Origin of the sequence: Amycolatopsis sp. DG1A-15b (assembly GCF_030285645.1) — a bacterium.
In the GTDB taxonomy this organism is placed as follows: domain Bacteria; phylum Actinomycetota; class Actinomycetes; order Mycobacteriales; family Pseudonocardiaceae; genus Amycolatopsis.
The window spans coordinates 3727267-3750958 of sequence record NZ_CP127296.1 but is presented as its reverse complement, the minus strand read 5'-3'; the positions used below and the strand labels follow the sequence as shown (position 1 = coordinate 3750958).

The following is a 23692-nucleotide window of genomic DNA, read 5'->3' as shown; positions in this document are numbered from 1 at the left end:
ATCCCGGTGCCGCTCGCCTCACCCGCGCCGGGTGGGGCGAGCGCGCGTCAGACCGTGAAGTCGGCGACCTCGGTGTCGAGCAGGCCGCGCTTCTGCGCGGTCGCGACGGCCTCCCGCCTGCTGCGGACGTCGAGCTTCGCGTAGATGCCGCGGACGTGGGTCTTGACGGTGTTCGGCGAGACGGTCAGGTCCTGGGCGATCTCGTCGATCGACCGCTGGGTCGGCAGCAGCCGCAGGACGCTGCGTTCGCGCTCGGTCAGCGGCGCCGGGATCGGCGGGGTGTGCAGCCGCCGCCGCACGGACAGGATCTCGCCCGCGAACCGCTCGCCGGCGCCGAGACCGCCCAGCCGGCTGGTCAGGAACCCGATGAGCTCGGCCGGGGCGAAGACGAACGGGAACCGGACGCCGGTGGGCTCGGCGGTGCGCAGGGCTTCGTCGAGCAGCCGGGCCGCCCGCTCCCGTGCCCCGGCCGCCAGCGCGGCCTGCACACCGACCAGCGACGCGTCGATCGTGGTCCACGCCAGCTCCATGGGCACTTCGTCGTCGGCCAGCGACCGCAGCACGGTGCTCGCCGCGTGGTGCCGGCCGAGCCGCAGCTGGGTTCGGGCACGCATCAGCAGCAGCTCGCCCGAACCGGTGAGGACCGGCAGGGCCCAGCGAGCCGTCTCCCTGGCCTGGGCCGCCGCGCCCAGCCGGAGCGCCGCACGCTGCTCGAGCACGGCACACAGCGCCGCGTACCCGGTCGGGCAGGCCCGGCCGGTCCCGAGGCGGGTGCGGGCCCGGCGCATCCGCCGCAGGCCCGCGTGCCAGCCGCCGAGCTCGAACTCGGCGGCGCCGCGCAGGATCTCCGAGAGCAGCCGCAGGTCGCGAGCCGCCCGCGCCGGTGCGTCCCCGACCAGGTGCCGGGTTTCCTTGGCGTGCTTGAGGCACTCGGCGGGCTCGCCCCGCAACAGGGCACCGTAGGCCAGCAGGACGTTGGCCTGGGCGCCCTGGAGGGACCGGAGGGAATCCTGCCGGGGCCGGCGGACCTCCGCCCGGCGGGCCAGGGTTTCCATGACGCGGTAGTCGCCGTCGTGCCCGGCGAGCTCGGCGAGCGTGGTGAGGCACTGGGCGACCGTGAAGTCCTGCCGGAGGGCTTCCGCGGCACCGAGCAGCCGCACCAGGGTCTCCCGGGCCTGCTTGCCGTCGAGCAGGGCCCCGGCGCGGTGCAGGGTCGCGAGGCTGCCGAGATCGGTGCCCGCGGCGAGCTGTTCGCCGATCTCTTCGGCCGCGCGGCGGACCTGGGCCGGGGTGCGGTCGAGCTGGGCGAGCCGGGAGAAGGCCAGCCCGCGCAGGACGGTCAGCTCCGCCGCGGGCCGCTCCGGCCACGCCGCCTCCGCCCTGGCCAGGTGCAACCTCGCCGCCGACGTCTCGGCCGTTTCCAGGCACAGCGCGGCGGAGATCAGCGCGGCCAGGGGATCGGCGGGTGTCCGCCGGTCTTCGAGCACGGCGAGCGCGAGCCGCAGGACGTGGTGCTCACCCGCGAGGAACAGGGTCACGGCGTGCTTGCGCAGCAGCTCGCCGATCCGGGCGGGATCACCCGCGCGGACGCTGTGCAGCAGGGCCGGCGCCGGCCGGTCGTGCCCGGTGAACCAGCGGGCCGCGGCCGCGTGGAGGGTCCGCGCCCGGTCCGGTGCCCGGCGCTGCAGCTCGGACCGCAGGTACGTGCGCAGCAGCGGGGTCACGCGGTGGTGCGGCGGCGTGCCGCCCGAGTCGACCACCCGGGTGGCCGGCTCGCCGAGCTCGTGCAGCATCGCTTCGGCATCCGTGCGGCCGCTGAGCGCCGGCGCGAGCCCCGCCGGGAGCTCGTCGCAGATGCTGATCGTCCGCAGCAGTTCTCGCTGCGCCGGGGTGAGGGGCGCGAGCACCTCGTCGGTCAGGTAGTCGAGGACGCCGCCGTCGTGCCCGGTGTCGAACTCCCGCAGGCTGCCGTGCCGGGCCGCGGACGCCGCGGCCAGGCGCAGTCCGGCCGGCCAGCCGCCGGTCCGGGCGACGAGCGGGCCGACTTCGTCGTGGGGGATCACCGCTTCGGCCCCGAACAGGGTGTCCGCCTCGTCGGCGGTGAACCGCAGCCGGGCGGAACCGATTTCGACGAGCCGGTCCGCGAGCCGGGTCCGGCCCAGCGGCAGCGGCGGTTCACGGCGGCTCGTGACCGCCAGGCACAGCCCGGCCGGCTGGTGGCGGACCAGCGCCCGCAACCCCTGCCACGGACCGGGCGCGGTGATCTCCTGAGCGCCGTCGAGGACGAGCACGACCGGTTCGGGCAGTGCGTCGAGCGCGTCGGCGACCTCGGCCAGGAAGGCGAGGTCGGTGCTCGGGGCCTCGGGGACTGCCAGCAGCCGGAGCGGGTTGCCGTCCGGGATCCGGCCGCAGCGGCCGAGTGCTTCGAGAACCGCGGACCAGAAGAGCCGGTCGTCGTTGTCGTCGGCGTCGGCGGACAGCCAGGCGACCGCGCCGCGGTCCTGACGTCGTGCCCAGTCGGCGAGGAGCACGGTCTTGCCGAACCCCGCCGGGGCGCCGACGAACACCATGGCCGCTTCGCTCGCTCCGTCGAGAACGGTGAGCAGACGCGGTCGTGACACGAGATCCGCCGGGGGACCGGGCACGGTGACCTTCGCCCTCGGTACCCGTCTTCGGGACGCGACATCGCGACATTGGCGCATGCGTCGTTCTCCTTCGTGATCGGTTCCGGACATTCCTGGCGGATCTTGTCACGCAATTCGCGCGGCTCACCCGCTGCGGGCGAGGTAAACAATGATTATTGGCACAATCGTGTGCCGGGTGAAAATCCATGGGAATTCCCCGGAAAGCCGGCGCCGGCGATTCGCCGTCTCGCAGTTCTTCTGGCTCGGACCGGGTGAGGTCGTGCTCCTCGACGTGGTGCGCACGGGCCGGATCGGCCTCGGGTCGGTGCTGCTCTGGGGGGCCGTCGCGCTCTCCGCCCTGACTCCGGTGGCCGAGGTGCGGACCGGTGTCCGCGCCGGCGCCGACCTGGTCGCGCGGCTGATCTTCCTGCCGGCGCGCGGCTGGTCGACCGTGGTGGTGCTGCTCGACGTGGTGGTGGTCGCCCGCGCCTGGTACTCGGCCGGCCGGGCCCGGCGGGACGGGAGCACCCGGTGAGCCGCGCGGGTGCCCCGGTCTCGAACAGGGGTTCGAATTACGTCTTCCGGGGATGCGGGGCCATTCCGGAATGGGTCGCCGAAGGTGCGGAGGATTTCCGGGAAGTGCTCGTCGTGCCCGTTCCGCCGGAGACGATTGTGTTCGGTACGGTGACCGACCCCGGATGCCTGCCCGGCATTATGCGCAGGCTCGAGGTGCTCGGAATGCACGTGGAGTCGGTGCACCGCGTCCGGGAACTCGCGCGGCACCCGTGCGAGGCGATCCGTCACGACCCGGACGCGGCCGTCACGTAGCCGGCCCGGATCGCCTGCCGCAGGGCGGCGTGGTCGCGTTCGTTCTGATCGGCGCAGGCCACCGCGAACTCCCGGACGGCTTCGGCGAACGCCGGACTCGAGCCGAGGTACGCGGCGATCGCGAGCGGGTCCCCGGTGCGCGCGTGGGCCCGGGCCACGGTCCACCCGCAGAGCCGGGCGTGGGCCCTCAGCACGTCCGGGGTCATGGGGGTGAGGTCGCCGTCGTCGTGTTCGTCGCGCAGCCGGCGGACGTGGAACTCGTCGACGCGGCCGTCGAACTCCGCGGCGCGGGCCCAGCCGAGGAAGACGTCGCCGGTGGCCTGGATCAGCCGTTGCCCGGTGACCACCCGCCGCGCGGGGCCGCCCGGCACGGCGGCGCCGGTGTACCCCTGCAGCACCGAGGGCCGGGCTTCCTTGAGCTGCAGGAAGAGCGGACTTCCGGTGCCGGTCCGGACGAGCAGTGCCACCCAGCAGCGCGTGCCCGCACCACCCGGCCCGGGCACCGTGCGCGCCACGTCGGCCAGCCGGTAGCGGTCGAGCAGCGCCCGCCGCGCCGGGCCGAGCGTGCGCCGGTACCGCGCGAACACGGTGCCGAGGCGGTCGGCCAGCGTCGCCGGGTCGCCGTCTCCGGCGAGGTGGCCCGCCGGGACGACCGAGGGCGGCCGCGCGGCCAGCCGCAGCTGCCCGTCACGGATCTCGGTGAACCGGCGTACTCCCGGGACGCGGCGCTTCGCCGGCCCGAGGCGGTGGGACGCGACCACCCGCAGCGTCCGGGCGTCGGCCGGGGCGAAGTAGATGTCGAGCGGCGTGCGGCGCGCGAAGTCGTGCATCGCCAGGCGGTACGACTCGACCGCGGCGACCACCGTGCGCCGGCGCTGGCCCGCCGGGTGCCCGTACTCCCGGCCGGTCACTTCGAAGCTCGCGGCCAGCCGTTTGACGTCCCACTCCCACGGCGCGGGCAGGGTCTCGTCGAAGTCGGCGAAGTCGAAGACGAGCCGACGGCCCTCGGCGGCGAACAGGCCGAAGTTCGCCAGCTGGGCGTCGCCGCAGGCCTGGACCGGGAACCCGGTCCGCGGGGTCGTGGCGAGGTCGGCCGCCGCGGGGAGCGCGGCACCGCGGAAGTAGGCCAGCGGCGAGGCGGCCATCCGGCCGTAGCGCAGGGGTACCAGTTCCGGAACCCGGTCGCGGTCCTGGCGGGCCAGCAGCATGAGGGGATCCGCGCGCCGGACGGGACCGGGGAACTCGGCGTGGCCGGCCGCCGGCACGGTGGTGCGCGCGGCGCGCGCCCGGGCGATCCGCGCATCGGGCGCCGCGGTGTCCTTGTCGATGAGGGTCATGGAGGGATCGTCGGCCGCCGAGCCGGCCGCGGCGTCGCCCGCCGAGGGTGAAGCGGGGAGTCATCCACCACGGGTGACGACCGGAAGCGGCGCAGACCGCAAAGTGAGCCGTGGAGGTGCGGTGATGACGAAGTGGACGACGAGCACCCGCCGGCGCCGGCCGGAGTGTCACGGGGATCTCCCCGGCGGTGCTCGCGCCTCGCTTCGCCATCCCGTCGGCCCGCCCCGCGGCGCTCTCGGGGGAGTGCCCCCGGGCGGGCGGAACCTCCTCCGGGGCCGCGGCGACGCTCGGGGGCGCCGCCGCGGTCCCGCCGGCGGGAATTCCCGGGCGCTACCGCGGCGCCCGCTGCGGGGCCTCGTCGAAGGCGTCGCGCAGCCGGGCTTCTTCTTCGTCGGACAGGTTGGTGCTCAGCAGCGAGGCGCCGGTTTCCTTGAACGGCTCGACGACCCGGTCCAGCACGGTGTCCTCGGACATCACGAACAACGCGGACGTTCCCGGGGTGACCCGGTCCCGGACGGTGCCGATGAACTCCTCGTCGATCCCGACGTGACTCAGCGACCCGGTCAGCGCCCCGATCGCCGCGCCGACGGCCATGCCCAGCAGCGGGACGAGGAAGATCAGGCCGAACAGCAGGCCCCAGAAGCCCCCGCCCAGCGCGCCGGCACCGGTCAGTGAACCGAGATCCTTGGTCTTCGGCTTCTTCCGTCCTTCGGGCCAGCTCACGCAAGCCGCATCGGCGATGGAGATCAGCTGCTGCTTTTGCAGCTGCCGGAGCAGATCCAGTGCGTTTTCGGCACCTTCGACGGTCGGGAACCGCCACACGGTCAACGTGGACATGACTTCCTCCTCGGTCCGGATTCGGTGGTCGTGCCGCACTGTTCCCCGGACACCGGGACGGGGCATCGCCCACGCCGTGTGAGCCGCGCGCCCGCCACGACCGGGCGACCTGATCTCACCTGGGGCGGGCGAGGCCCGGCGGACCGGCGACCGACCATGATCGCCCGGGTCCGCAGCTCGTCGACGAACGAGGAAGAGGGATCATGACCGAACCCATGCCACCCCGGACCGGAACGACCGGCGCCCGGGCACCCCTCCCACCGGACCGGGCTGTCGCGCGGTCACGGCGGGTCGGCTGGATCTGGTTCGCCTCGGCGATCACCGTCCTGGTCGGACTGTTCAACGTGGTGGAAGGCCTGGTGGCGTTGTTCGACCGGGACTACTACGTCGTCGGCCCGTCCGGCCTGCTCGTGTTCTCCCTGGCCGGCTGGGGCTGGCTCCACCTGATCGTCGGCCTCCTCGTGGTGGTGACGGGGCTCGCGTTGTCCACCGGCGCGCAATGGGCGCGGGTCGTCACGGTCGCTCTCGCCGGGTTCAACGCGCTGGCGCAGCTGGCTTTCCTGTCCGCGTACCCGTTCTGGGGCGCCATCGTGATCGCCCTCGACGTCCTGGTGATCTGGGCCGTCATCGTGCACGGCGACCAATCCACCTACGAAATCTGGTGACCCCTTCCCCGGTCGCCCGCCGGTGATCAGTACAGTCGTGCCCTCCGCCCGGCGTCGACCGCGGAACCGGGGCGAAGTCTCCCGACAGCCGAGAGGTTGACGTGCCCGATCCAGTGACGACCCCGTTCCGGCCGGTTCCGGGTGGCAAGGTCGCGGTGCCGCGGCTGCCGGGCATCTTCGTCCCCCGTGCCCGGCTGGAGGTGCTGCTCGACCGCGCCACCACCCGGCCGGTCACGGTGATCCGGGCGCCGGCCGGGGCGGGCAAGACCACGGCGCTGGCCGGCTGGGCCGGCGACGGCCGCGCGGTCGCCTGGGTGTCCCTGGACTCCGGCGACAACGACGAGTCCCGGTTGTGGGCGGCGATCCTCGGCGCGTTGCGCCGGTGTCCCGGCGTGCCCGCGGGCGGAGCCCTGCACCGGCTCGGCCCGCCACCGCCCGGGCGGCGGCGCGCGTTCCTGGCCGACCTCGACGACGCGGTCGCCGGTCTGGACCACCCGGTGCGACTGGTCCTGGACGACCTGCAGGAGCTGTCGCACCCGGAACCGCTGGAGGCGCTCGCGACCCTCGCGCGGCACCTGCCACCCGGGCTGCGGCTGGTGCTGGCCACCCGCGTCGAGCCACGGCTGCGGCTGGCCCGCCTGCACGTCGAAGGGGCCCTGTCCCGGGTGGAGGCGGCCGAACTCCGGTTCACCGCGAAGGAAACCGCGAACCTGTTGCGGGCCACCGGGGCCACGGTGGGTGACGACCGCGTCCGCGAGCTCACCGAACGCACCGCGGGCTGGGCCGCGGCCCTCGGCTGGGCCGCGGTTTCCGTGCGGAACGCGGACAACGCGGACGCGCTCGCCGCTTCCGTCACCGGCGACGACCGTGCCGTCGCCCGGTTCCTCGCCGACGAGGTGTTCTCGCGCCTGCCCGCGGCCACGTCGGATCTCCTGCTGTGCCTCAGCGTCTGCGACGCGGCCGGCCCGGCGCTCGCGGTCCGCCTGTCGGGCCGGCCGGATGCCGGGGCCAGGCTGGACGAACTCGAGCGCGGGATGGGTCTCGTCGCGCGAACACCGGCCGAGACCTACCGGCTCCCGCCGTTGCTGCGCGTCTTCCTGCGTGCGGAGCTGGCCCGGCGGGACCCGGACCGGGTCCCGCGGCTGCACGGGATCGCCGCGCGCTGGTACGCCCGCGAAGGACGGTTCGGGGAGGCGCTCCGGCACGCCGTGGCGGGCCGCGACCGGGAGCAAGTCCTGGCGCTGGCGCGGAATCAGGCCGTGCGCCAGGTGCTGGCCGGCGACGGGGATCCGGTGCGGATCGCGCTCACCCACCTGGGCGCCGCGACGGTCGCCGGGCACCCGCCCCTGCGGCTGGCGTCCGCGCTGGAGAACGTCCAACGCGGCCGGCTCGCCGAAGCGACGGCCGACCTGGGGGAAGGGGCCGCCGACGAAGACCTGTGGCCGCTCGCCGCCTGGCACCTCGCCTGGGTGACGGGACGGCGGCCGCCGGAAGCCGAACTGCCGCCGGCGCGCCGGCCGGAAATCGTCGCGTGGGCGAACCTCGACCGCGCGTGGCGGTCGGTGTACCGGGGTGCGCGCCGGCACGCCGTCACCCAGGCGCAGGAAGCACTGCGGCTGGCCCAAGGCGAGCGGCTCGACCACCTGGTGCTGCACAGCAGGCTCGCGGTCGCCGTCGCCACCGCCGTGGGCGGGGACCACCCGGCGATGCGGCGGGCCTGCACCGGCGCCCTCGCCGTCGCGCGCCGGCACGGCTGGCGCCGGTCCCCGGGAGTGGCCGAGTGCCACCTGCTGCTGGCCTACGACGACCTGATGCGCGCCGAGCCGGTCGCCGCGGGCCGGGAACTGGCCCAGGCGGCGACGACGGAAGTGCCCGAGGGCGTACCGCTGTTGCGGCCGCTGCGCGAGTTCTTCGAAGGCATGGTGCGCTTCGACGACGGCGACCGGGTGGCGAGCTCGCAGGTCATGCGGGCGGCGCGGCACCGGCTCGCCGACCTCGACCTGCCCCGTGAGGTCGTCGGGGTGTGCGCGGTGGCGGAATACCACGCGGCGCTCACCCTCGGCGAAGGACTGCACGCGGCCGAGGTGCTCGCCTGGGTGCACGAGCGGCTGCCCGGCACCGGCGAGCTGGCCCTCCTGCGGGTCCGCGGCCACCTCGCCGCCGACGAAACCGACGCGGCCGAAGCGGTCCTGCGGGACACCGCCTCGGCGCCCCCGTTGCTGCCGGCCACCCCGGTCGACCGGTGCCTGGCCGAGACGGCGCTCGCGCTGCGCTCACACCGGCGGACCAAGGCCCTGGACGCCCTCGACCGCGCACTCGCCCTCGCCCGGCCGAACGGCCTGGTGCGGCCGTTCGGCCTCGCCGAGCCGCAGGTCGGGAACCTGCTGATCGACCACTCCGGCGGATTCGGCTCGCTGGACCGGTTCGCGCAGGCGGTCCGCGGCCGGCTGGTCCCGCACGCCCCGCCCAGCGACCTGACCGACCGCGAGCAGGTGGTCCTGCAGCGGCTGCCGTCCCAGCGTTCGCTGGACGAGATCGCTTCCGACCTCACGGTTTCGGTCAACACGGTGAAGACCCACGTGCGGGCGATCTACGGGAAGCTGGGTGTGAACAACCGGCGTTCCGCGGTCGTGGTCGCGCGGCAGCATGGGTTGACCTGAGGTCTCATTCTTTGTTGCGGCGGGGTGCGGTGGGCGGTGCGTTGGTTCAGCTGGTCGTTGGATGGGATCGCTTCCGATCTGGCGGTTTCGGTCGACATGGTGAAGACCCACGTGCGGGCGATCTACGGGAAGCTGGGTGTGAACAACCGGCGTTCCGCGGTCGTGGTCGCGCGGCAGCATGGGTTGACCTGAGGATTCATTTTGTTGCGGCGAGGTGCGGCGGGCTCAGCGGTTGTCGGAACAAGGCCGCCCGCCGGCGCGGCGTGACCTGACGCCCGTCACCCTTCGTCGCGGCGAGGTGCCGACAGCAGCGCGTCGGCCCAGCGGGCCCGCGGGTCGACGTCCACCAGCAGCGCCTTGGCGAGCAGTGTGGCCGGCACGGCGAGGACCGCGCCGAGCGGGCCCAGCAGCCAGGTCCAGAACACCAGCGCCAGCACCGTGACCAAAGTGGACAGACCGACCGAGCCGGCGACGAACCGGGGCTGGATCAGCGACTGCACCACGAAGTTCAGCCCGGCGTACACGACCAGCACCACGAGCAGGCTGCTCCAGCCGCCGTCGAGCAGCGCGATGACCGCGGGCGGGGCGACGCCGATCACGAAGCCCACGTTGGGGATGTAGTTGGTGACGAAGGCGAGCAGCCCCCACAGCACGGCACCCGGGACGGAAAGCAGGGCCAGCGCGGTGGTGTCGAGCGCCGCCACGAGGCCGCCGAACACGGTCGTCACGAGCAGGTACCGGCGGGTGCCCGTGACGAAACCCCGCAACGACGCGGAGATCCACGGCCGCTCGCGCCCGATCCGGCCGAGGCGCTGCCCCGCCCACGTCGTTTCGGCGCTCAGGAACAGCAGGAGGGCGAACAAGAAGGCCAGGTTCGTCACCAGGCCGCCGACCCCGGCCAGCAGGGAACCGGCCAGGCCGACCAGTTTCCCGGCGTCGACCGACGACAGCATGGTGCGCAGCTCCGGTTCGCCGACGCCGAACCGGCCGAGCACGGTCAGCCCGTCGTGCAGCAGCTCGTCGACCCGGCCGGTGTAGCCGGGGAGCAGGGCCGACAGCTGCGCGACGGACACCACGACGACCAGGAAGAAAGCGAGCAAGGCCGTGTAGACGGTGACGACCAGGACGGCGACGGTCAGCCAGCGCGGCAGACCCTTGTCCCGCAGCCACGTCCGCACCGGATCGAGGGTGATGACGACGACGAGGGCGAGGAAGACCGGGCCGGCGAGCCAGGCGACGGCCTGGACCCCGGCCAGCACGACCACCCCGGCGGCGGCGCCCAGCAGCACCACGAGCGCACGGGGCAGGGAAGTGCCACCGGTCCCGAGGTCGCTTTCGGGCGGCCACGGGACCGGCGGCGGGTGCGCGCCGCCGCCGAACCGGTCGGCGAGTCCCCGGAAGGGGTGCCGGGCGGAGCGGTGCGCCCGCCGGTCACCGGCCGCGGTCCGGCGCCGCCGGGGCCTGCGGAACCGGTGGGCCGGGAAATCGGTGAACGTTGCTCGCACCATGGGGGTCCCTCCGGAGACAGACGGCGGCGGAGCCCACGGTGCCCGCTCCGAACGGACCGGCCGTCACCCGGCGCGGAGGAGATCGCGGCCGGTTCTCACTGCGAACCCGGCGCCGACCTCGAAACCTCGAGCGCCGCGCCGCGGGACGCGGCTGCCGCCCGGGCCGGTGGCGCGTCCGGGCGGCGGCCGTCCCTGCCGGCCGCTGCTTGACCGGCAGGGACGCCGCCTCCCCGGAACTGCCCCGGGAGAGGCATACGCCGGATAGCCGGTTCGGGGGTCCGCCAAACGGCGGATGACGAGATCGCCGGCCATCGGCATCGGCACCGGGGCCGCCGGTCGCCGGCGAGGACTGCTCGCCGCCGGTTTCGGGGCCGCCCGAGCGGGTACGCCAAAACGATCACCCGGAGAGGGGGCGCCCCCATGGCGACGACCGAAGACGCTGGCACGGACCACACGATCGGGGTACGGATCGACGGCACCGAGCACCGGCCGGCGGTGGACCCGCGGCGCACCCTGCTCGACCTGCTCCGCGACCAGCTGGGCGTGACGAGCCCGAAGAAGGGCTGTGACCACGGCCAGTGCGGGGCCTGCACGGTGCTGCTCGGCGGCCGCCGCGTGCTGGCCTGCCTGACCCTGGCGGTGACCTGCGACGGCGCGGAAGTCACCACGGCCGCCGGGCTGGCCGCCGGTGGCGGACTGCACCCGATCCAGCAGGCCTTCCTCGACAACGACGCCTTCCAGTGCGGGTACTGCACGCCGGGGCAGATCTGCTCGGCGGCCGGGCTGCTGGCCGAGTTCGCCGACGGCGCCCCGAGCCACGTCACCTCGCCGGTCAGCGACGCCCCCCGGTGGTCCGACGAGGAGATCGCCGAACGGATGAGCGGCAACCTCTGCCGCTGCGGGGCCTACGCCGGGATCGTCGCCGCCGTCCGGGAGTCGCGATGAAGACCTTCGCCTTCGCCAAGCCCGCCACCGTGGCCGAGGCGGTGCGGGCCGTGGCCGGGGAGCCGGACGCGGTGTTCCTGGGCGGGGGCACGAACCTCGTCGACCACCTCAAGCTGGGGGTGGCCCGGCCGGACCGGGTCGTCGACGTCACCGCCGTCACTCCGGCGGAGATCCGCGAGGTCGCCGACGGCGGCCTGTTCTTCGGGGCCGGTGTCCGCAACAGCGACCTGGCGGCGCACGCCGTGGTCCGCGAACGCTACCCGGTGCTGGCCGAAGCGCTGCTGTCCGGTGCGTCGGCCCAGCTGCGCAACATGGCCACCGCGGGCGGGAACCCGTTGCAGCGCACCCGGTGCCTGTACTTCCAGGACGTGACGACGCCGTGCAACAAGCGGGCTCCCGGTTCGGGGTGCTCGGCCATCGGCGGGGCCACGCGCCAGCACGCGATCCTCGGCGCGTCCGGAGCGTGCGTGGCCACCCACCCGTCGGACATGGCGGTCGCGCTGGCGGTCCTGGACGCCCGGGTGCACGTCACCGGTCCCGAAGGTGAGCGTGGAATCGCCTTCGGAGACCTGCACCGGCTGCCCGGCGACACCCCCGAACGCGACACCGTGCTCGCGCACGGCGAGCTGATCACCGGCTTCACGCTGCCCGCCGTGCCGTGGTCGCCGCGGTCGGCCTACCGCAAGGTCCGGGACCGGGCGTCGTTCGCGTTCGCGCTCGTCTCGGTCGCCGCCGCGGTGTCCACAGTGGATGGCCGGATCGACGACGTCCGCGTCGCGTTCGGCGGGGTGGCCCACAAACCTTGGCGGGCCACCGAAGCCGAAGCCGTGCTGCGTGGCGCCCGGCCGGGCGAGGACGTGTTCCGGGCCGCCGCGGACGCCGAGCTGGCCGGCGCCCGCGCGCTCGAGGGCGTCGACGGCGGGAACGCCTTCAAGATCCCGCTCGCCCGCCGCACCCTGGCCGCGGTCTTGCGCGACCTGACGACCGAGGAGCCGAACCGATGACCGAGCTGCTCGAACCCCACGCCATCGGGACCGCGGCCACCCGCCGTGACGGCCCGGCCAAGGTCACCGGGACCGCGCCGTACGCCTTCGAGGCCCCGGCGGACCGCCCGCTGTACTGCCACCCGGTGCAGGCCACGATCGGCCGCGGTCGCTGCCGCCGGATCGCCGCCGTGCCGGCCGAAGCGGTCGAGGGTGTCGTGAAGGTGATCACGCCGTTCACCGCCGAGCGGCTGGCCGGCACCGACGACGCCGAGCTCGCCGTGCTGCAGGACCGCGGCGTGCCGTTCCGCGGCCACGTGGTCGCGCTGGTGCTGGCCGAGACCCCGGAGATCGCCCGCCACGCCGCGGAGCTGGTGACGGTCGAGTACGACGCCGAGCCGCACGACGTCGAGCTCAGCGCCGATCGCGACGACCTGTACGCGCCGGACTCGGTCAACCCGGACTTCCCGACCGACACCGCCCAAGGTGACGCCGACGCCGGACTCGCCCGCGCGGAGGTGACCATCGAGGAGACGTACACGACGGCGATGCAGCACAACAACCCGCTGGAGCCGCACGCGACGACCGCGTTGTGGGACGACGGGGTGCTCACCCTGTGGGACTCCACCCAGGGCGTCCACACCGTCCGGTCCACCCTCGCCGGCGTGTTCGGGCTGCCCGAGGAGAAGGTCCGGGTCCGCTGCCCCTACGTCGGCGGCGGCTTCGGGTCGAAGGGCACGCCGCACGCGAACGTCGTGCTCGCGGCACTGGCCGCCCGCGCGGTGCCGGGCCGCTCGGTCAAGCTCGCGCTGACCCGGCAGCAGATGTTCGCACTGGCCGGCTACCGGACGCCGACGATCCAGCGCGTCCGGCTCGGCGCGGACCGCGACGGGCGCCTGCGCGCGCTGCGGGTCGACGTCGTCGAGCAGACCTCGCGGATCAAGGAGTTCGCCGAGCAGACCGCGGTGCCCGCGCGGATGATGTACGCGGTCCCGAACCGGGCCACCAGCCACCGGCTCGCCGCGCTGGACGTGCCGGTGCCGTCGTGGATGCGGGCGCCGGGGGAGTGCCCCGGGATGTTCGGCCCGGAGGTCGCGATGGACGAACTCGCCGTGCGGCTCGGCATCGACCCGATCGACCTGCGGGTGCGCAACGAGCCCGAGCGCGACCCGGAGAACGGGCGGCCCTTCTCCAGCCGGAACCTCGTCGCCTGCCTGCGCACCGGCGCCGAGCGCTTCGGCTGGGCGGACCGGGATCCGCGGCCCGGTGCCCGCCGGGACGGCCGGTGGCTGACCGGGACCGGAGTCGCCGCGTCGGTGTACCCGGCGCAGCGGTCGCCCGGGTCCACGGCGCTGATCCGGTTCGAAGCCGGCCGGTACGTCGTGGAGATCGGCGCCGCCGACCTCGGGACGGGGGCTTGGACGATCCTGCCGCAGATCGCGGCCGACGCGCTCGGCGTGCCCGCGGCGGACGTCGAGGCCCGGATCGGCGACACGGGCTACCCGAACGCCACCGTCGCCGGCGGCTCCTCCGGCACCGCTTCGTGGGGAACGGCGGTGGTCGCGGCGGCGCGGGCCTTCCGCGACAAGTTCGGCACCGACCCGGCCGAAGGCGCGGAGGCGACGGCCGACACCCCGGAGAACCCGGCCGAGGAGCAGTACTCGATGTACGCGTTCGGCGCGCAGTTCGCCGAGGTGCGGGTCGACGCCGACACCGGCGAGATCCGCGTCCCGCGGCTGTACGGCACGTTCGCGGCCGGCCGGATCGTCAATCCGGTGACCGCGCGTTCCCAGTTCCTCGGCGGGATGACGATGGGGCTGTCGATGGCGTTGTTCGAGGACAGCGTCATGGATCCCGGCACCGGGCACGTGGTCAACCACGATCTGGCCGAGTACCACATCGCCACCAACGCCGACGTGGGCGACCTGCGCGCGGACTGGCTCGACGAGCACGATCCGCACGTGAACCCCATGGGTACGAAGGGCATCGGCGAGATCGGCATCGTCGGCACCGCCGCGGCGGTCGCGAACGCGGTTCACCACGCGACCGGGGCGCGGGTGCGGAAACTGCCGATCACCCTCGACGCCCTGCTGTCCGCACTGCCCTGACCGGGAGCGCTCACCGGTTCAGCTGCACCGAATTCAGCAGTTCCAGTGCGGCCTGCTCGCCGGCGGGCGAGCTGTCGAGTTCGATGGTGTAGGCCCCGAGCGTCCGGTGCTGGTGCAGGGGGAGCGGGTCCCCGGGAGAAACGCTGTCCGCGGCGCGGCTGCTCGGTGAAACGAACATCGAGAAGCACCGGCTGTCGAGCGGGGCCCTCGCCGCGACGGCGTCCGGGCAGAGGACGAGGGTGTTGGCCTGCGGCTCGCTGGTGAACGTGACGACCTTGTGCCCGTCGGGAACGTGCACCGACTTCAGCGGCGACGCGATCGACGGCGGCGTGGTCCCGATCTTCCCCAGCAGGGCCAGCATTTCCGCGGCCGTCACCGGTTTGGTGGTCCTCGCCCAGATCCATCGGCCCGGTCCGTCCCGCCACATGACCGACTGCGGCTGGGCGATCTGGCCCGCGGCCGAGGGCTTCGCGGCCAGCGCGTTCTTGGGTGCGGCGCTTTCCCGGACTTCGATCTCGAACGCGTACTTGTGGTCCTGGCCGTAGTGCAGACTGGCGAACTGCGGCTGGACGGCCCACATCGCCAGCTGCCAGGAACTGTCCTGGAGGCTCACCGCCGGCGCGGGCGGGGGGACCCCCGGGCCGGCCGGTGGCCCGGCCGGCCGGGTGGACAAGGAACTCGCGGGCGTGACCGGTGAGCCTTGCTCGACCGGGGTGCCCCGATCGAGCAAGGCGAAGGTGCCCGCACCGAGGGCGGCCACGGTGAGGGTCACCGCGGCGACGCTCACCGTCCGCCGCCGCCGGATCCGGCGGGTCGCGACGGTGAGCACGTCACCGGGATCCGGCGCGAGGGACTCTCGAGCGCGCAGCGCGCGGCGCAACTCCTCGAGATCGGTCATCACACGGTCTCCTCGCCTCAGGTGCACACCTCTCAAGATGCCGCCCGGCGCGCGATCTGTTGCAGTTGCGCTCGAGATCGTCCGGAGGTGGTGCCCCTCGGTCAGTAGGGGTTGCCGGGCACGTTGAGGCGCGTCTGGTAGAGGCCGAACCCGCCGGTGACGCCGGACGTGAGGTACAGGGTCCGTCCGTCCGGTCCGCCGAACGCCGCGTTCGTGGTGTTGCGGCCGGCGGAGATGGTGCCGAGCTGGGTGCCCGACGGGGAGAAGACGTGGACGAGCCCTTCGTCGTAGGAGGCCCAGTACAGGTTGCCCGCGCAGTCGATGGTCGCGCCGTCGGGCGTCCGCATGCTCGCGAACGTCGTGCGGTTGCCCGTGGTGCCGTCGGGGAAGACGGTGTACTTCATGATCGCGTTGGCCCCGGTGGCCCCCACGTACAGCGTCTTGCCGTCGGGGGACAGGACGATGCCGTTCGGCTGCGGCAGCGTGTCGTCGACGAGGCCGACCACGCCGTCGCGGACGCGGAAGACGCCGGTGCGGCCGCCTTGCTCGTCGGGGCGGTTGCCGCGCTGGTAGTTCGGGTCGGTGAAGTAGGTGGTGCCGTCCTGGCCGGTGGTCAGGTCGTTCGGCGAGTTGAACGCGCGGCCGAGGTAGCCGGCCGCGACGGTCGTGCGGCTGCGGTCGGCCAGGCTGTAGGCGGAAACGGTGCGGTTGTCGTGGGTGGCGGCGAGCACCCGCGTGCCGTCGGCGGTGATCGCGAGGCCGTTGCTGCCGGAGCCGGCGATGAACGTCTCGAAGGTGGCCGGCGGCGTGTACCGGAGCATCGACGACGGCTGCACGCCCTGGGGTCCGGTGGGGTTCTGCATGTTCGACAGCAGCAGGGTGCCCGTCCGCCGGTCCCAGGTCGGCCCTTCGAGGAAGTTGAACCCGCCCCGGACGAGCTGGGCCGCCACCGCCGGGCCCGGCAACGGCGGACCGTAGGTCGCGCCCGGGGTGCACGGTGCGGCGGTGGTGGTGCCGGACGCCGGGGGCGCCACCACCCCCGCGATGGCGATCGCCGCCGCCGTCACCGTCCACAGGTGACGGTTGCCTGATGTCCTGCGCTGAGCCATGACGGCTCTCCTTCCGTGCGGGGACGGCCGCGGGCCGGTTGTCCCGGCCCGCGGCCGCAGTTCACCGTCCGAGCTCGACCTTGAGGATGCTTTCGTTGCTGTTGTTCGGGATGCTGTCCTTGTCGCCGTAGTTGCTGGTGGTCAGCCACAGGCCGCCGTCGGCGGACGGCTCCACGGTGCGCAGCCGCCCGTACGTGCCGTTGAGGTACTGCTGGACGTCGGTCAGGCTGTCACCGGAGATTTCGGCCCGGTACAGCCGCGTTCCGCGCTCGCAGGCGATGTAGAGGCCGGTGCGGACCACGGCGATGCCGCTGCACGAACCCTCGGCGACGGGGTAGGTGTGCTTGGGCGCGATGAAGCCGGGTTCGCCGCAGCTGCCCGTGGTGCCCTCGCAGCGGGGCCAGCCGTAGTTGCCGCCGCGGACGATCAGGTTGGTCTCGTCCATGACGGAGTTGCCGAACTCCTGTTCCCAGAGCCGGCCCTGCGAGTCGAAGGCCAGGCCTTGCGGGTTGCGGTGGCCGTAGCTCCACACCGGGCTGCCGAAGGGGTTGTCCGAGGGCACGGTGCCGTCGCGGTTGATGCGCAGGACCTTGCCGGCGAGGATGGTGAGGTCCTGGGCCCAGTCGCCGTTCTGGCCGTCACCGGTCGAGATGTAGAGCTTGCCGTCGGGCCCGAAGCGCAGCCGGCCGCCGTTGTGGTACTTGTTGCGCGGGATGCCGGTGAGCAGCACCTGCGGGGTGCCGGTGAGCACGCCGCCGGTGTAGCGGATGCGCACCACCCGGTTGTCGGTCGAGCTGGTGTGCATGACGTACAGCCACGGGTCGCTCGCGAAGTCGGCGGCCACGGCGAGGCCGAGGACCCCGCCCTCACCGTCGGTTCCCGCCACGTTCGGCATCCGTCCGACGACGGTCTTCGTGCCGGTGGCGGGGTCGAGGCGGACGATCTCGAAGGTGTCGCGGCGGCTGTAGAGCACCTGTCCGTCGGGCAGGGTGGTCAGCCCCCATGGCAGGTCGGTTTCGGTGGTGACCCTGGTGACCGAGCACAGCGCCGTGGCGCAGGAGGCGCCGGTGGTGACCGCCACCGGTGCGCTCGGAGCCGAGCGGTTGGCCTGCGCGTCGCGCGCCCGCACCTGGTACTGGTAGCGGGTGTTCGCGGCCAGGCCGCTGTCGGTGAACGAAGTCGTGGCCGCGCCGCCGGCCGAGCCGGCCACGGTGCCGTCGCGAAGTACCTCGTAGCCCGTGACGCCGACGTTGTCGGTGGCCGGCGTCCAGCGCACGGTGACCGTGGTGCCCGAGGCGGTCGCCGTCACGCCGGTGGGGGTGGTGGGCGGTTCGGTGTCGGCCTGGCACTGCGGCACGCTGAGGGGAACCGTGGGGCTGGCCTGCGAGACGTTGCCCGCGGCGTCGCGGGCGTTGACGTACAGGCCCCAGGTGGCCCCCGGTACGACGGTCAGTTCGGCCGACAGCGCCGTGCCCGGCACCGAGGTCATGAGCTGCCCGTCGTGGTAGACGTCGTAGAAGGCCACGCCGACGTCATCGGAGGACGCCGACCACGAGAACGTCACGCCGGTGCACGTCAGGTTCGCGGTGCGGGGGTTGGCCGGCGCGGTCGGTGGCGTGGTGTCGGCGTTCAGCTTGACCAGCTGCCACCGCTGGCTGGTGCCGCCGGAGTCGGGCAGCTGGACGACCCGCGCCCCGTCGGCGGTGGAGGAGCCCAGCACGTCCACGGCCTTGCCGCTGGCCCGGTTGAGCAGGCGCACGTCCCCGCCGGCGGAGTCGGCCAGCCGGAACTGCTGACCGGCGCGGCCGGCGTCGGTGCCCTGCACCAGGCCGGCCCGGTCGGCGGTGGAGGGAAAACCCAGGACCATGGCGCTCTGCCGGGATTTGATGCGGTACCGGCCGCCGCCGGAGTCGACGAACTGCCACTGCTGCGAAGGGCGGTCGTCCCGGGTGCGCTGGGTGATCCCGGCGCCCTCGGAAGTGGCGCTTCCGGAGACGTCCAGGGCCTTGCCGCTGTTGCGGTTGACCAAAACGTACGAGGCGTCGGTGTCCACGGTGGCGGCCGACGCGACAGGTGCCGGAAGCACGACACCGACGCCCACCAGTACCACTGTGCAGACCGCCCGGAGGCCCGAGCGGGGGACCGTGCGCTTCCTTCCCGCGGTATCTCGCATGGTGTTCCTCTCTCACGGAATGCGAGGCAGCAGGCATTGAGCCCGCGGACTGGGAGCGCTCCCAGGTAACCGTAGCGTAAACTCTTGGCCGTCGACAAGACCGGTGAGCGGGTATCCAACAACAGTCACGGCGGCTGTGGGCGGTTCAGCGGCAGCCGTACGGACGGGTTCCCCCGGCTGTGCCGGTGCCGGCCGGCGAACACCCCTGTTCGCCGGCCGGCACCCGCTTTCACCGTCGATCACCTCGCCGATGCGCTAGAGCCTGTTTCGATGTGCTGACCAGCGCAGCTTCTGGCTGGCGTTGTGGGTGCGGCGTGTCTTGGGCCGAATAGACGAGGTCTCCGGTAGACCGATCAACGACCAAGCTGATCAAGAACACCGGAGACCTCGTGCCCAGCCTAGCGGCGACGGGGCGAGCCGATCTGACCGACGCGCAGTGGGCGATCCTGGAACCGCTGCTGCCCGTCGGCAAGAAGCCCGGCCGCCCGCCACTGTGGAGTAAACGCCAGCTTTTGGACGGCATCCGCTGGCGGGTTCGTGTCGGTTCGCCGTGGCGTGACGTCCCACCTGTGTATGGCTGCTGGCAAACCGTCTATGGCTTGTTCCGGTGCTGGCAGCGCGCTGGTGTGTGGGCGCTGATCTTGGCGGCGTTGCAGACTCGGGCCGACGCCGCCGGGCTGATCACCTGGGAGGTGAGCGTGGATTCCACGATCAACCGGGCGCACCAGCATGCCGCAGGCGCCCGCATCGAGGGCGACCTGCAGAAAGAACCGCCGGGCGGTATCGGCGAGCCCGAACCGGCCGACCACGCGCTGGGCGGTCGCGGGGAGGCTGGACGACCAAGCTGCACCTGGCCACCGAGCAAGGCCAGAAACCATTGTCGTTGCTGGTGACCGCTGGTCAACGTGGTGATTCACCGCAGTTCGAGGCGGTGCTGGCCAGGGTCCGGGTCGCCCGGATTGGTGGTGGGCGAGCCCGGACCCGGCCGGATCGTGTCCTGGCGGACAAGGCCTACAGTTCCCGCGCCAACCGGGCCTATCTGCGGCGGCGCGGGATCGCGTGCACGATTCCCCAGCCTTCTGATCAGGTCCGGCATCGCCGCAACCGCGGCCGGGCCGGCGGGCGGCCACCGGTATTCGACCCAGAGATCTACAAGCAACGGCACGCGGTGGAGTGCGGCATCAACCGGCTCAAACGCAACCGAGGCGTCGCCACACGGTTCGACAAACTCGCGGTTCGCTACGAGGCGACCGTGCACATCGCGGCGATCAACGAGTGGCTACGACATTGAAACAGGCTCTAGTGGACCGCCATTCCCTCCGGCATCGGCTCGAACCGCGCGTGGCGGCGGGTGAACGTGGCCGTGCCCGAGGTCATCGAGCGCAGGTCGATCAGGTAGCGGATCAGTTCCGTCGCCGGGACCTCCGCCCGGATCACCGTCCGGCCGCCTTCGCCCGCTTCGGTGCCCAGCACCCGGCCACGCCGGGACGACAGATCGCCCAGCACCGTGCCCAGGTGCTCGTCCGGCAGCCGGATGGCCACCTCTTCCAGGGGCTCCAGCATCGTGAGGTGCCCGTTCGCCGCCGCCTCCCGCAGGGCCAGCGCGCCCGCGGTCTGGAACGCCGCGTCCGAGGAATCCACGCTGTGCGCCTTGCCGTCGACCAGGGTCACCTTGACGTCGACCACCGGGTGGCCGTCCGCCAGGCCGCGCTGCAGCTGGGCGCGCACGCCCTTCTCCACGCTCGGGATGAACTGGTGCGGCACCGAGCCGCCGACGACCTTGTCCACGAACTGGAAGCCGCCGCCGCGCGGCAGCGGCTCGACCTCGATGTCGCAGACGGCGAACTGGCCGTGCCCGCCGGACTGCTTCACGTGCCGCCCGTGTCCCTTGGCCGGCTTGGCGAACGTCGAGCGCAGGCTGATCTTCACCGGCTCGGTGTCGACGTCCGCGCCGCCCGCGCGCAGCCGCGAGAGCACGACGTCGGCGTGGGCCTCGCCCATGCACCACAGCACCAGCTGGCCGGTCTCGGCGTTGCGGTCCAGCCGCAGCGTCGGGTCGCCGGCGACGAGGCGGGAAAGGTTGCGCGCCAGCGTGTCTTCGTCGCTGCGGGTCTTCGCGACGACCGCCACCGGCAGCAGCGGTTCCGGCATCGCCCACGGCTCCATCAGCAGCGGGTCGTCGGGGGAGGAGACGGTGTCGCCGGTCTCCGCCGAGCCGACCTTCGTCAGCGCGCAGAGGTCGCCGGCGACGCAGTAGGGCACTTCCCGCAGGGCCGAGCCGAGCGGCGAATACAGGTGTGCGACGCGCTCGTCGGCGTCGTGGTCCTCGTGGCCGCGTTCGGCGAGGCCGTGCCCGGACACGTGCACCGGGCGTTCGGGGCGCAGCGTCCCGGAGAACACCCGGACGAGTGACACCCGGCCGACGTAGGAGTCCACGGCCGTCCGGACGACCTCCGCGGCGAGGGGTCCCGCGGGGTCCGCGGTGATCGCGGCGTGCTCGCCGCCGTCCGGCGTGGTCACGTCGGGGGGCCGGTGCTCCAGCGGGGAGGGGAACGCGCGGACGATGCCGTCGAGCACCTCGGCCAGGCCGACGCCGCTGGTCGCGCACACCGGGATGACCGGGTGGAAGGACCCCCGCGCGACCGCGGTCTCCAGGTCGGCGATGAGGGTGGTCTCCGCGATCTCCTCGCCGGCGAGGTAGCGGTCCATCAGGGACTCGTCCTCGCTCTCGGCGATGATCCCTTCGATCAGCTCGTTGCGGGCCTCGGCCATCCGCTCCAGATCGGCCGCGGCGGGCTCGCCGACCGTCGGCGGGTGCCCGCCGGAGTAGTCGAAGTACCGCTGGGTGATCAGCCCGACCAGGCCGTCGCCCGCGGGCAGGTACAGCGGCAGCACCCCGGCGCCGAACGCGGCCTGGCAGGCGGCGATCTCGGCCGTCGCGTCGGCCCGGTGGTGGTCGAGCCGGGAGACGACGACCGCGCGCGGCATCCCGACCGCGGCGCACTCCTCCCACACCGCGACCGTCGCCGCGTCGACGCCTTCGGCGGCGGAGACGACGAACAACGCCGCGTCGGCCGCCCGCAGCCCGGCCCGCAGCTCCCCGACGAAGTCCGCGTACCCGGGCGTGTCGATCAGGTTGATCTTGTGGCCCTGGTGCAGCACCGGCGCGACCGAGAGGCCGACCGAGCGCTGCTGGCGGACCGCCGCCGGGTCGTGGTCGCACACCGTCGTGCCGTCGACCACCGAGCCCGCCCGCGGCACCGTGCCGGAGGCGGCGAGCAGGGCTTCGGCGAGGGTGGTCTTCCCGGAACCGGCCGGGCCGACGAGCACGACGTTGCGGACCTTGGCGGGGTCGTCCACAGCGACGGCGGCCCCGGTGTCGGCGTTCTTGGCTTGTTTGTCTGCCATGACGACTCCTCGGCGAACGGCTGGTGTACGGGATGTGTCCTCGATCACACACCCGCTACCCTGGTCACGGCAAGGCAAGGCCCTCGGGACCAGCCGAATGCCCCTGGGGGAGGCGTGGTGCGAGGGGGAGGGCAGCGATCTTGGACAGGCGGGCTTTTTTGCGGATTTCCGGGGCGGTACCCGTGGCGGGGCTGGCGGGGTGGCCCCCGCCGGACGACTGGGAGCGGCTCCGGAAGCGGCTTTCGGGGCCGCTGTTCCGGCCCGGTGACCCGGGTTACCCGGAGGCGAAGCAGGGTTTCTTCACGATGTACGACGACCGGATGCCGGTCGCGGTCGTCGGCGCGGCACGCGTCGAGGACGTCCAGGCCGCGGCCGGGTTCGCCGCCCGGCACCGGCTGCCGGTCGCCGCCCGCAGCGGCGGGCACAGCTATCCCGGCTATTCCACTGTGGACGGCGGGATCGTGGTGGACCTGAGCCGGTTTTCCGGCATCGACGTGCGCCCGGACGGCCGCGCGCACATCGGCGCCGGCGCCCGGCTGGGGCCGATCGCCACGGCACTGGCCGCGCACGGCCGGGTCCTGCCGGCCGGCTCGTGCGAAACCGTCGGCATCGCCGGGCTCGCCCTCGGCGGCGGCGTCGGCCTGGTCGACCGGAAGCACGGACTGACGTGCGATCACCTGGAGGCGGCGCGGATCGTCACCGCCGACGGCCACGTGCGCACGGTGTCGCGGGCGGCGGAGCCGGACCTGTTCTGGGCGCTGCGCGGCGGGGGTGGCGGCAACTTCGGCATCGTCACCGGCTTCACCTTCCGGACCGTCCCCATCGCCGACGTCGTCACCTACAAGATCACCTTTCCGCCGGGCACGCAGGCCACGCTGCTGGCCGCCTGGCAGGAGTGGCTGCCGGGGATGCCGGACGAGCTGTGGTCGGGGGTCAACATCGACGCGGCGACCGCCGTCACCAGCGGGACGTTCCTCGGCCCCGAAGCCCGGCTGAAGGAGCTGCTCGACGACCTCGTCCGCCGTGTCGGCACCCCGCCCGCCGGACGGGAGGCGCGGGTGACCGACCACCTCGGCGCGATGCGGTCGTTCGACGACCACGAGGCCCGGCCCGGCGCGGTCGCGGCGCGGGCGGCGTACGTCGGGACTTCGCGGATGCTGCTGCGGCCGGTCACCGATCCGGCCGCGGTCGTCGAGGTCCTGACCCGGGCGCCCCGCGTCGGCACGCTCATCGACTCCGCGGGCGGCGCGATCGCGCGCGTCGGCGCGCGCGAGACGGCCTTCCCCCACCGGTCCGCCCTGGCGAGCTTCCAGTTCCTGCACGGCGCCACGCCCGAGGACGGCGGCGAAGCCGAAGCCCGGCGGGCGCTGGCCGCGGTCCGCGACGGGCTGGGGCCCGAGTTCGGCACCACCGGGTACGTCAACTACCTCGACCCGGACATGCCGGACTGGGCCCGGGCGTACTACGGGGTGAACCTGCCGCGGTTGCGCGCGGTCGCCCGGAAGTACGACCCGCACGGGCTTTTCGCTTTCCCGCAAGGGCTTTCCGAGCCCCGGCCGATCGTCCACAAGGGAGGGTCTTAGACTGCGCCGGATCCCGCCGGCAGGA

At 73.5% G+C, this 23692-nt stretch carries 16 protein-coding genes and 2 pseudogenes; 10 read left to right on the top strand and 8 right to left on the bottom strand.

Going from position 1 to position 23692, the window contains the following annotated elements:
* Positions 1-47: 47 nt before the first annotated feature.
* On the bottom strand, positions 48-2702 hold the full coding sequence (locus QRY02_RS16955; protein ID WP_285992492.1) for a winged helix-turn-helix domain-containing protein: 2655 nt from the start codon (positions 2700-2702) through the stop codon (positions 48-50).
* Between the two features lie 118 nt (positions 2703-2820).
* Here QRY02_RS16955 and QRY02_RS16950 point away from each other — a divergent pair, with 118 nt between their 5' ends.
* Both QRY02_RS16950 and QRY02_RS16945 read left to right on the top strand, forming a co-directional pair.
* Positions 2821-3159: a hypothetical protein gene (locus QRY02_RS16950; protein WP_285992491.1), complete on the top strand. Its 339-nt coding sequence runs from the start codon at positions 2821-2823 to the stop codon at positions 3157-3159.
* On the top strand, positions 3156-3452 hold the full coding sequence (locus QRY02_RS16945) for a DUF8691 family protein (RefSeq protein ID WP_285992490.1): 297 nt from the start codon (positions 3156-3158) through the stop codon (positions 3450-3452). Before QRY02_RS16950 ends, QRY02_RS16945 begins: the two co-directional genes overlap by 4 nt.
* On the opposite strand, the gene QRY02_RS16940 is transcribed toward QRY02_RS16945, so the two are convergent.
* On the bottom strand, positions 3425-4789 hold the full coding sequence (locus tag QRY02_RS16940) for a DUF2252 domain-containing protein (protein ID WP_285992489.1): 1365 nt from the start codon (positions 4787-4789) through the stop codon (positions 3425-3427). The two genes, QRY02_RS16945 and QRY02_RS16940, sit on opposite strands and share 28 nt — an antisense overlap.
* 331 nt (positions 4790-5120) lie before the next feature.
* Positions 5121-5627: a DUF1269 domain-containing protein gene (locus QRY02_RS16935; RefSeq protein ID WP_285992488.1), complete on the bottom strand. Its 507-nt coding sequence runs from the start codon at positions 5625-5627 to the stop codon at positions 5121-5123.
* 203 nt (positions 5628-5830) lie between these two features.
* On the opposite strand from QRY02_RS16935, the gene QRY02_RS16930 reads away from it, so the two are divergent.
* The 3 genes and pseudogenes from QRY02_RS16930 to QRY02_RS16920 form a co-directional block, all read left to right on the top strand.
* Positions 5831-6292 carry a DUF7144 family membrane protein gene (locus QRY02_RS16930; RefSeq protein ID WP_285992487.1) on the top strand — a complete coding sequence of 154 codons (462 nt, stop codon included), beginning with the start codon at positions 5831-5833 and terminating at the stop codon, positions 6290-6292.
* A 101-nt stretch (positions 6293-6393) separates the two neighbouring features.
* Positions 6394-8952, top strand: coding sequence for a winged helix-turn-helix domain-containing protein (locus QRY02_RS16925; RefSeq protein ID WP_285992486.1), 2559 nt, complete (start codon positions 6394-6396; stop codon positions 8950-8952).
* A gap of 54 nt (positions 8953-9006) precedes the next feature.
* Positions 9007-9144: pseudogene (locus QRY02_RS16920) on the top strand (helix-turn-helix transcriptional regulator); the annotation flags it as partial.
* Between the two features lie 86 nt (positions 9145-9230).
* Here the strand turns inward: QRY02_RS16920 and QRY02_RS16915 are convergent.
* Positions 9231-10460, bottom strand: coding sequence for an AI-2E family transporter (locus QRY02_RS16915; RefSeq protein ID WP_285992484.1), 1230 nt, complete (start codon positions 10458-10460; stop codon positions 9231-9233).
* A gap of 420 nt (positions 10461-10880) precedes the next feature.
* Between QRY02_RS16915 and QRY02_RS16910 the strand changes: the two genes are divergently transcribed.
* Genes QRY02_RS16910 through QRY02_RS16900 form a run of 3 tightly spaced genes read left to right on the top strand, consistent with a single transcriptional unit; the run spans position 10881 to position 14496 of the window.
* Complete coding sequence (locus tag QRY02_RS16910; protein ID WP_285992483.1) at positions 10881-11405, top strand: (2Fe-2S)-binding protein; 525 nt, start codon at positions 10881-10883, stop codon at positions 11403-11405.
* On the top strand, positions 11402-12409 hold the full coding sequence (locus tag QRY02_RS16905) for an FAD binding domain-containing protein (RefSeq protein WP_285992482.1): 1008 nt from the start codon (positions 11402-11404) through the stop codon (positions 12407-12409). The genes QRY02_RS16910 and QRY02_RS16905 overlap by 4 nt, the downstream gene beginning before the upstream one ends.
* Positions 12406-14496, top strand: a complete 2091-nt coding sequence (locus QRY02_RS16900; RefSeq protein ID WP_285992481.1) for a xanthine dehydrogenase family protein molybdopterin-binding subunit — start codon at positions 12406-12408, stop codon at positions 14494-14496. The genes QRY02_RS16905 and QRY02_RS16900 overlap by 4 nt, the downstream gene beginning before the upstream one ends.
* A 10-nt stretch (positions 14497-14506) precedes the next feature.
* Here QRY02_RS16900 and QRY02_RS16895 read toward each other — a convergent pair whose 3' ends face one another.
* From QRY02_RS16895 to QRY02_RS16885, 3 genes are all read right to left on the bottom strand, one after another.
* Entirely contained in the window at positions 14507-15394 is an 888-nt protein-coding gene (locus QRY02_RS16895; protein WP_285992480.1) for a hypothetical protein, read from the bottom strand.
* 101 nt (positions 15395-15495) lie between these two features.
* Complete coding sequence (locus QRY02_RS16890) at positions 15496-16503, bottom strand: SMP-30/gluconolactonase/LRE family protein (protein ID WP_285992479.1); 1008 nt, start codon at positions 16501-16503, stop codon at positions 15496-15498.
* A 61-nt stretch (positions 16504-16564) separates the two neighbouring features.
* Positions 16565-18676: a PQQ-dependent sugar dehydrogenase gene (locus QRY02_RS16885; RefSeq protein WP_285992478.1), complete on the bottom strand. Its 2112-nt coding sequence runs from the start codon at positions 18674-18676 to the stop codon at positions 16565-16567.
* Between the two features lie 389 nt (positions 18677-19065).
* On the opposite strand from QRY02_RS16885, the pseudogene QRY02_RS16880 reads away from it, so the two are divergent.
* Positions 19066-19967 (top strand): annotated as a pseudogene (locus QRY02_RS16880) (IS5 family transposase).
* An 8-nt stretch (positions 19968-19975) separates the two neighbouring features.
* Here QRY02_RS16880 and QRY02_RS16875 read toward each other — a convergent pair.
* Positions 19976-22084, bottom strand: coding sequence for an elongation factor G-like protein EF-G2 (locus QRY02_RS16875; RefSeq protein WP_285992477.1), 2109 nt, complete (start codon positions 22082-22084; stop codon positions 19976-19978).
* 140 nt (positions 22085-22224) lie between these two features.
* Here QRY02_RS16875 and QRY02_RS16870 point away from each other — a divergent pair, with 140 nt between their 5' ends.
* Positions 22225-23667 carry an FAD-binding oxidoreductase gene (locus QRY02_RS16870; protein WP_285992476.1) on the top strand — a complete coding sequence of 481 codons (1443 nt, stop codon included), beginning with the start codon at positions 22225-22227 and terminating at the stop codon, positions 23665-23667.
* Positions 23668-23692 lie beyond the last annotated feature (25 nt).

Bases quoted from the DNA above. Each gene is read 5' to 3' on its own strand.
- QRY02_RS16900 (WP_285992481.1), top strand. From the start codon at position 12,406: ATGACCGAGCTGCTCGAACCCCACGCCATCGGGACCGCGGCCACCCGC.
- QRY02_RS16915 (WP_285992484.1), bottom strand. From the start codon at position 10,460: ATGGTGCGAGCAACGTTCACCGATTTCCCGGCCCACCGGTTCCGCAGG.
- QRY02_RS16955 (WP_285992492.1), bottom strand. From the start codon at position 2,702: ATGCGCCAATGTCGCGATGTCGCGTCCCGAAGACGGGTACCGAGGGCG.
- QRY02_RS16875 (WP_285992477.1), bottom strand. From the start codon at position 22,084: ATGGCAGACAAACAAGCCAAGAACGCCGACACCGGGGCCGCCGTCGCT.
- QRY02_RS16885 (WP_285992478.1), bottom strand. From the start codon at position 18,676: ATGCGAGATACCGCGGGAAGGAAGCGCACGGTCCCCCGCTCGGGCCTC.
- QRY02_RS16905 (WP_285992482.1), top strand. From the start codon at position 11,402: ATGAAGACCTTCGCCTTCGCCAAGCCCGCCACCGTGGCCGAGGCGGTG.
- QRY02_RS16890 (WP_285992479.1), bottom strand. From the start codon at position 16,503: ATGGCTCAGCGCAGGACATCAGGCAACCGTCACCTGTGGACGGTGACG.
- QRY02_RS16930 (WP_285992487.1), top strand. From the start codon at position 5,831: ATGACCGAACCCATGCCACCCCGGACCGGAACGACCGGCGCCCGGGCA.
- QRY02_RS16935 (WP_285992488.1), bottom strand. From the start codon at position 5,627: ATGTCCACGTTGACCGTGTGGCGGTTCCCGACCGTCGAAGGTGCCGAA.
- QRY02_RS16895 (WP_285992480.1), bottom strand. From the start codon at position 15,394: ATGACCGATCTCGAGGAGTTGCGCCGCGCGCTGCGCGCTCGAGAGTCC.
- QRY02_RS16940 (WP_285992489.1), bottom strand. From the start codon at position 4,789: ATGACCCTCATCGACAAGGACACCGCGGCGCCCGATGCGCGGATCGCC.
- QRY02_RS16910 (WP_285992483.1), top strand. From the start codon at position 10,881: ATGGCGACGACCGAAGACGCTGGCACGGACCACACGATCGGGGTACGG.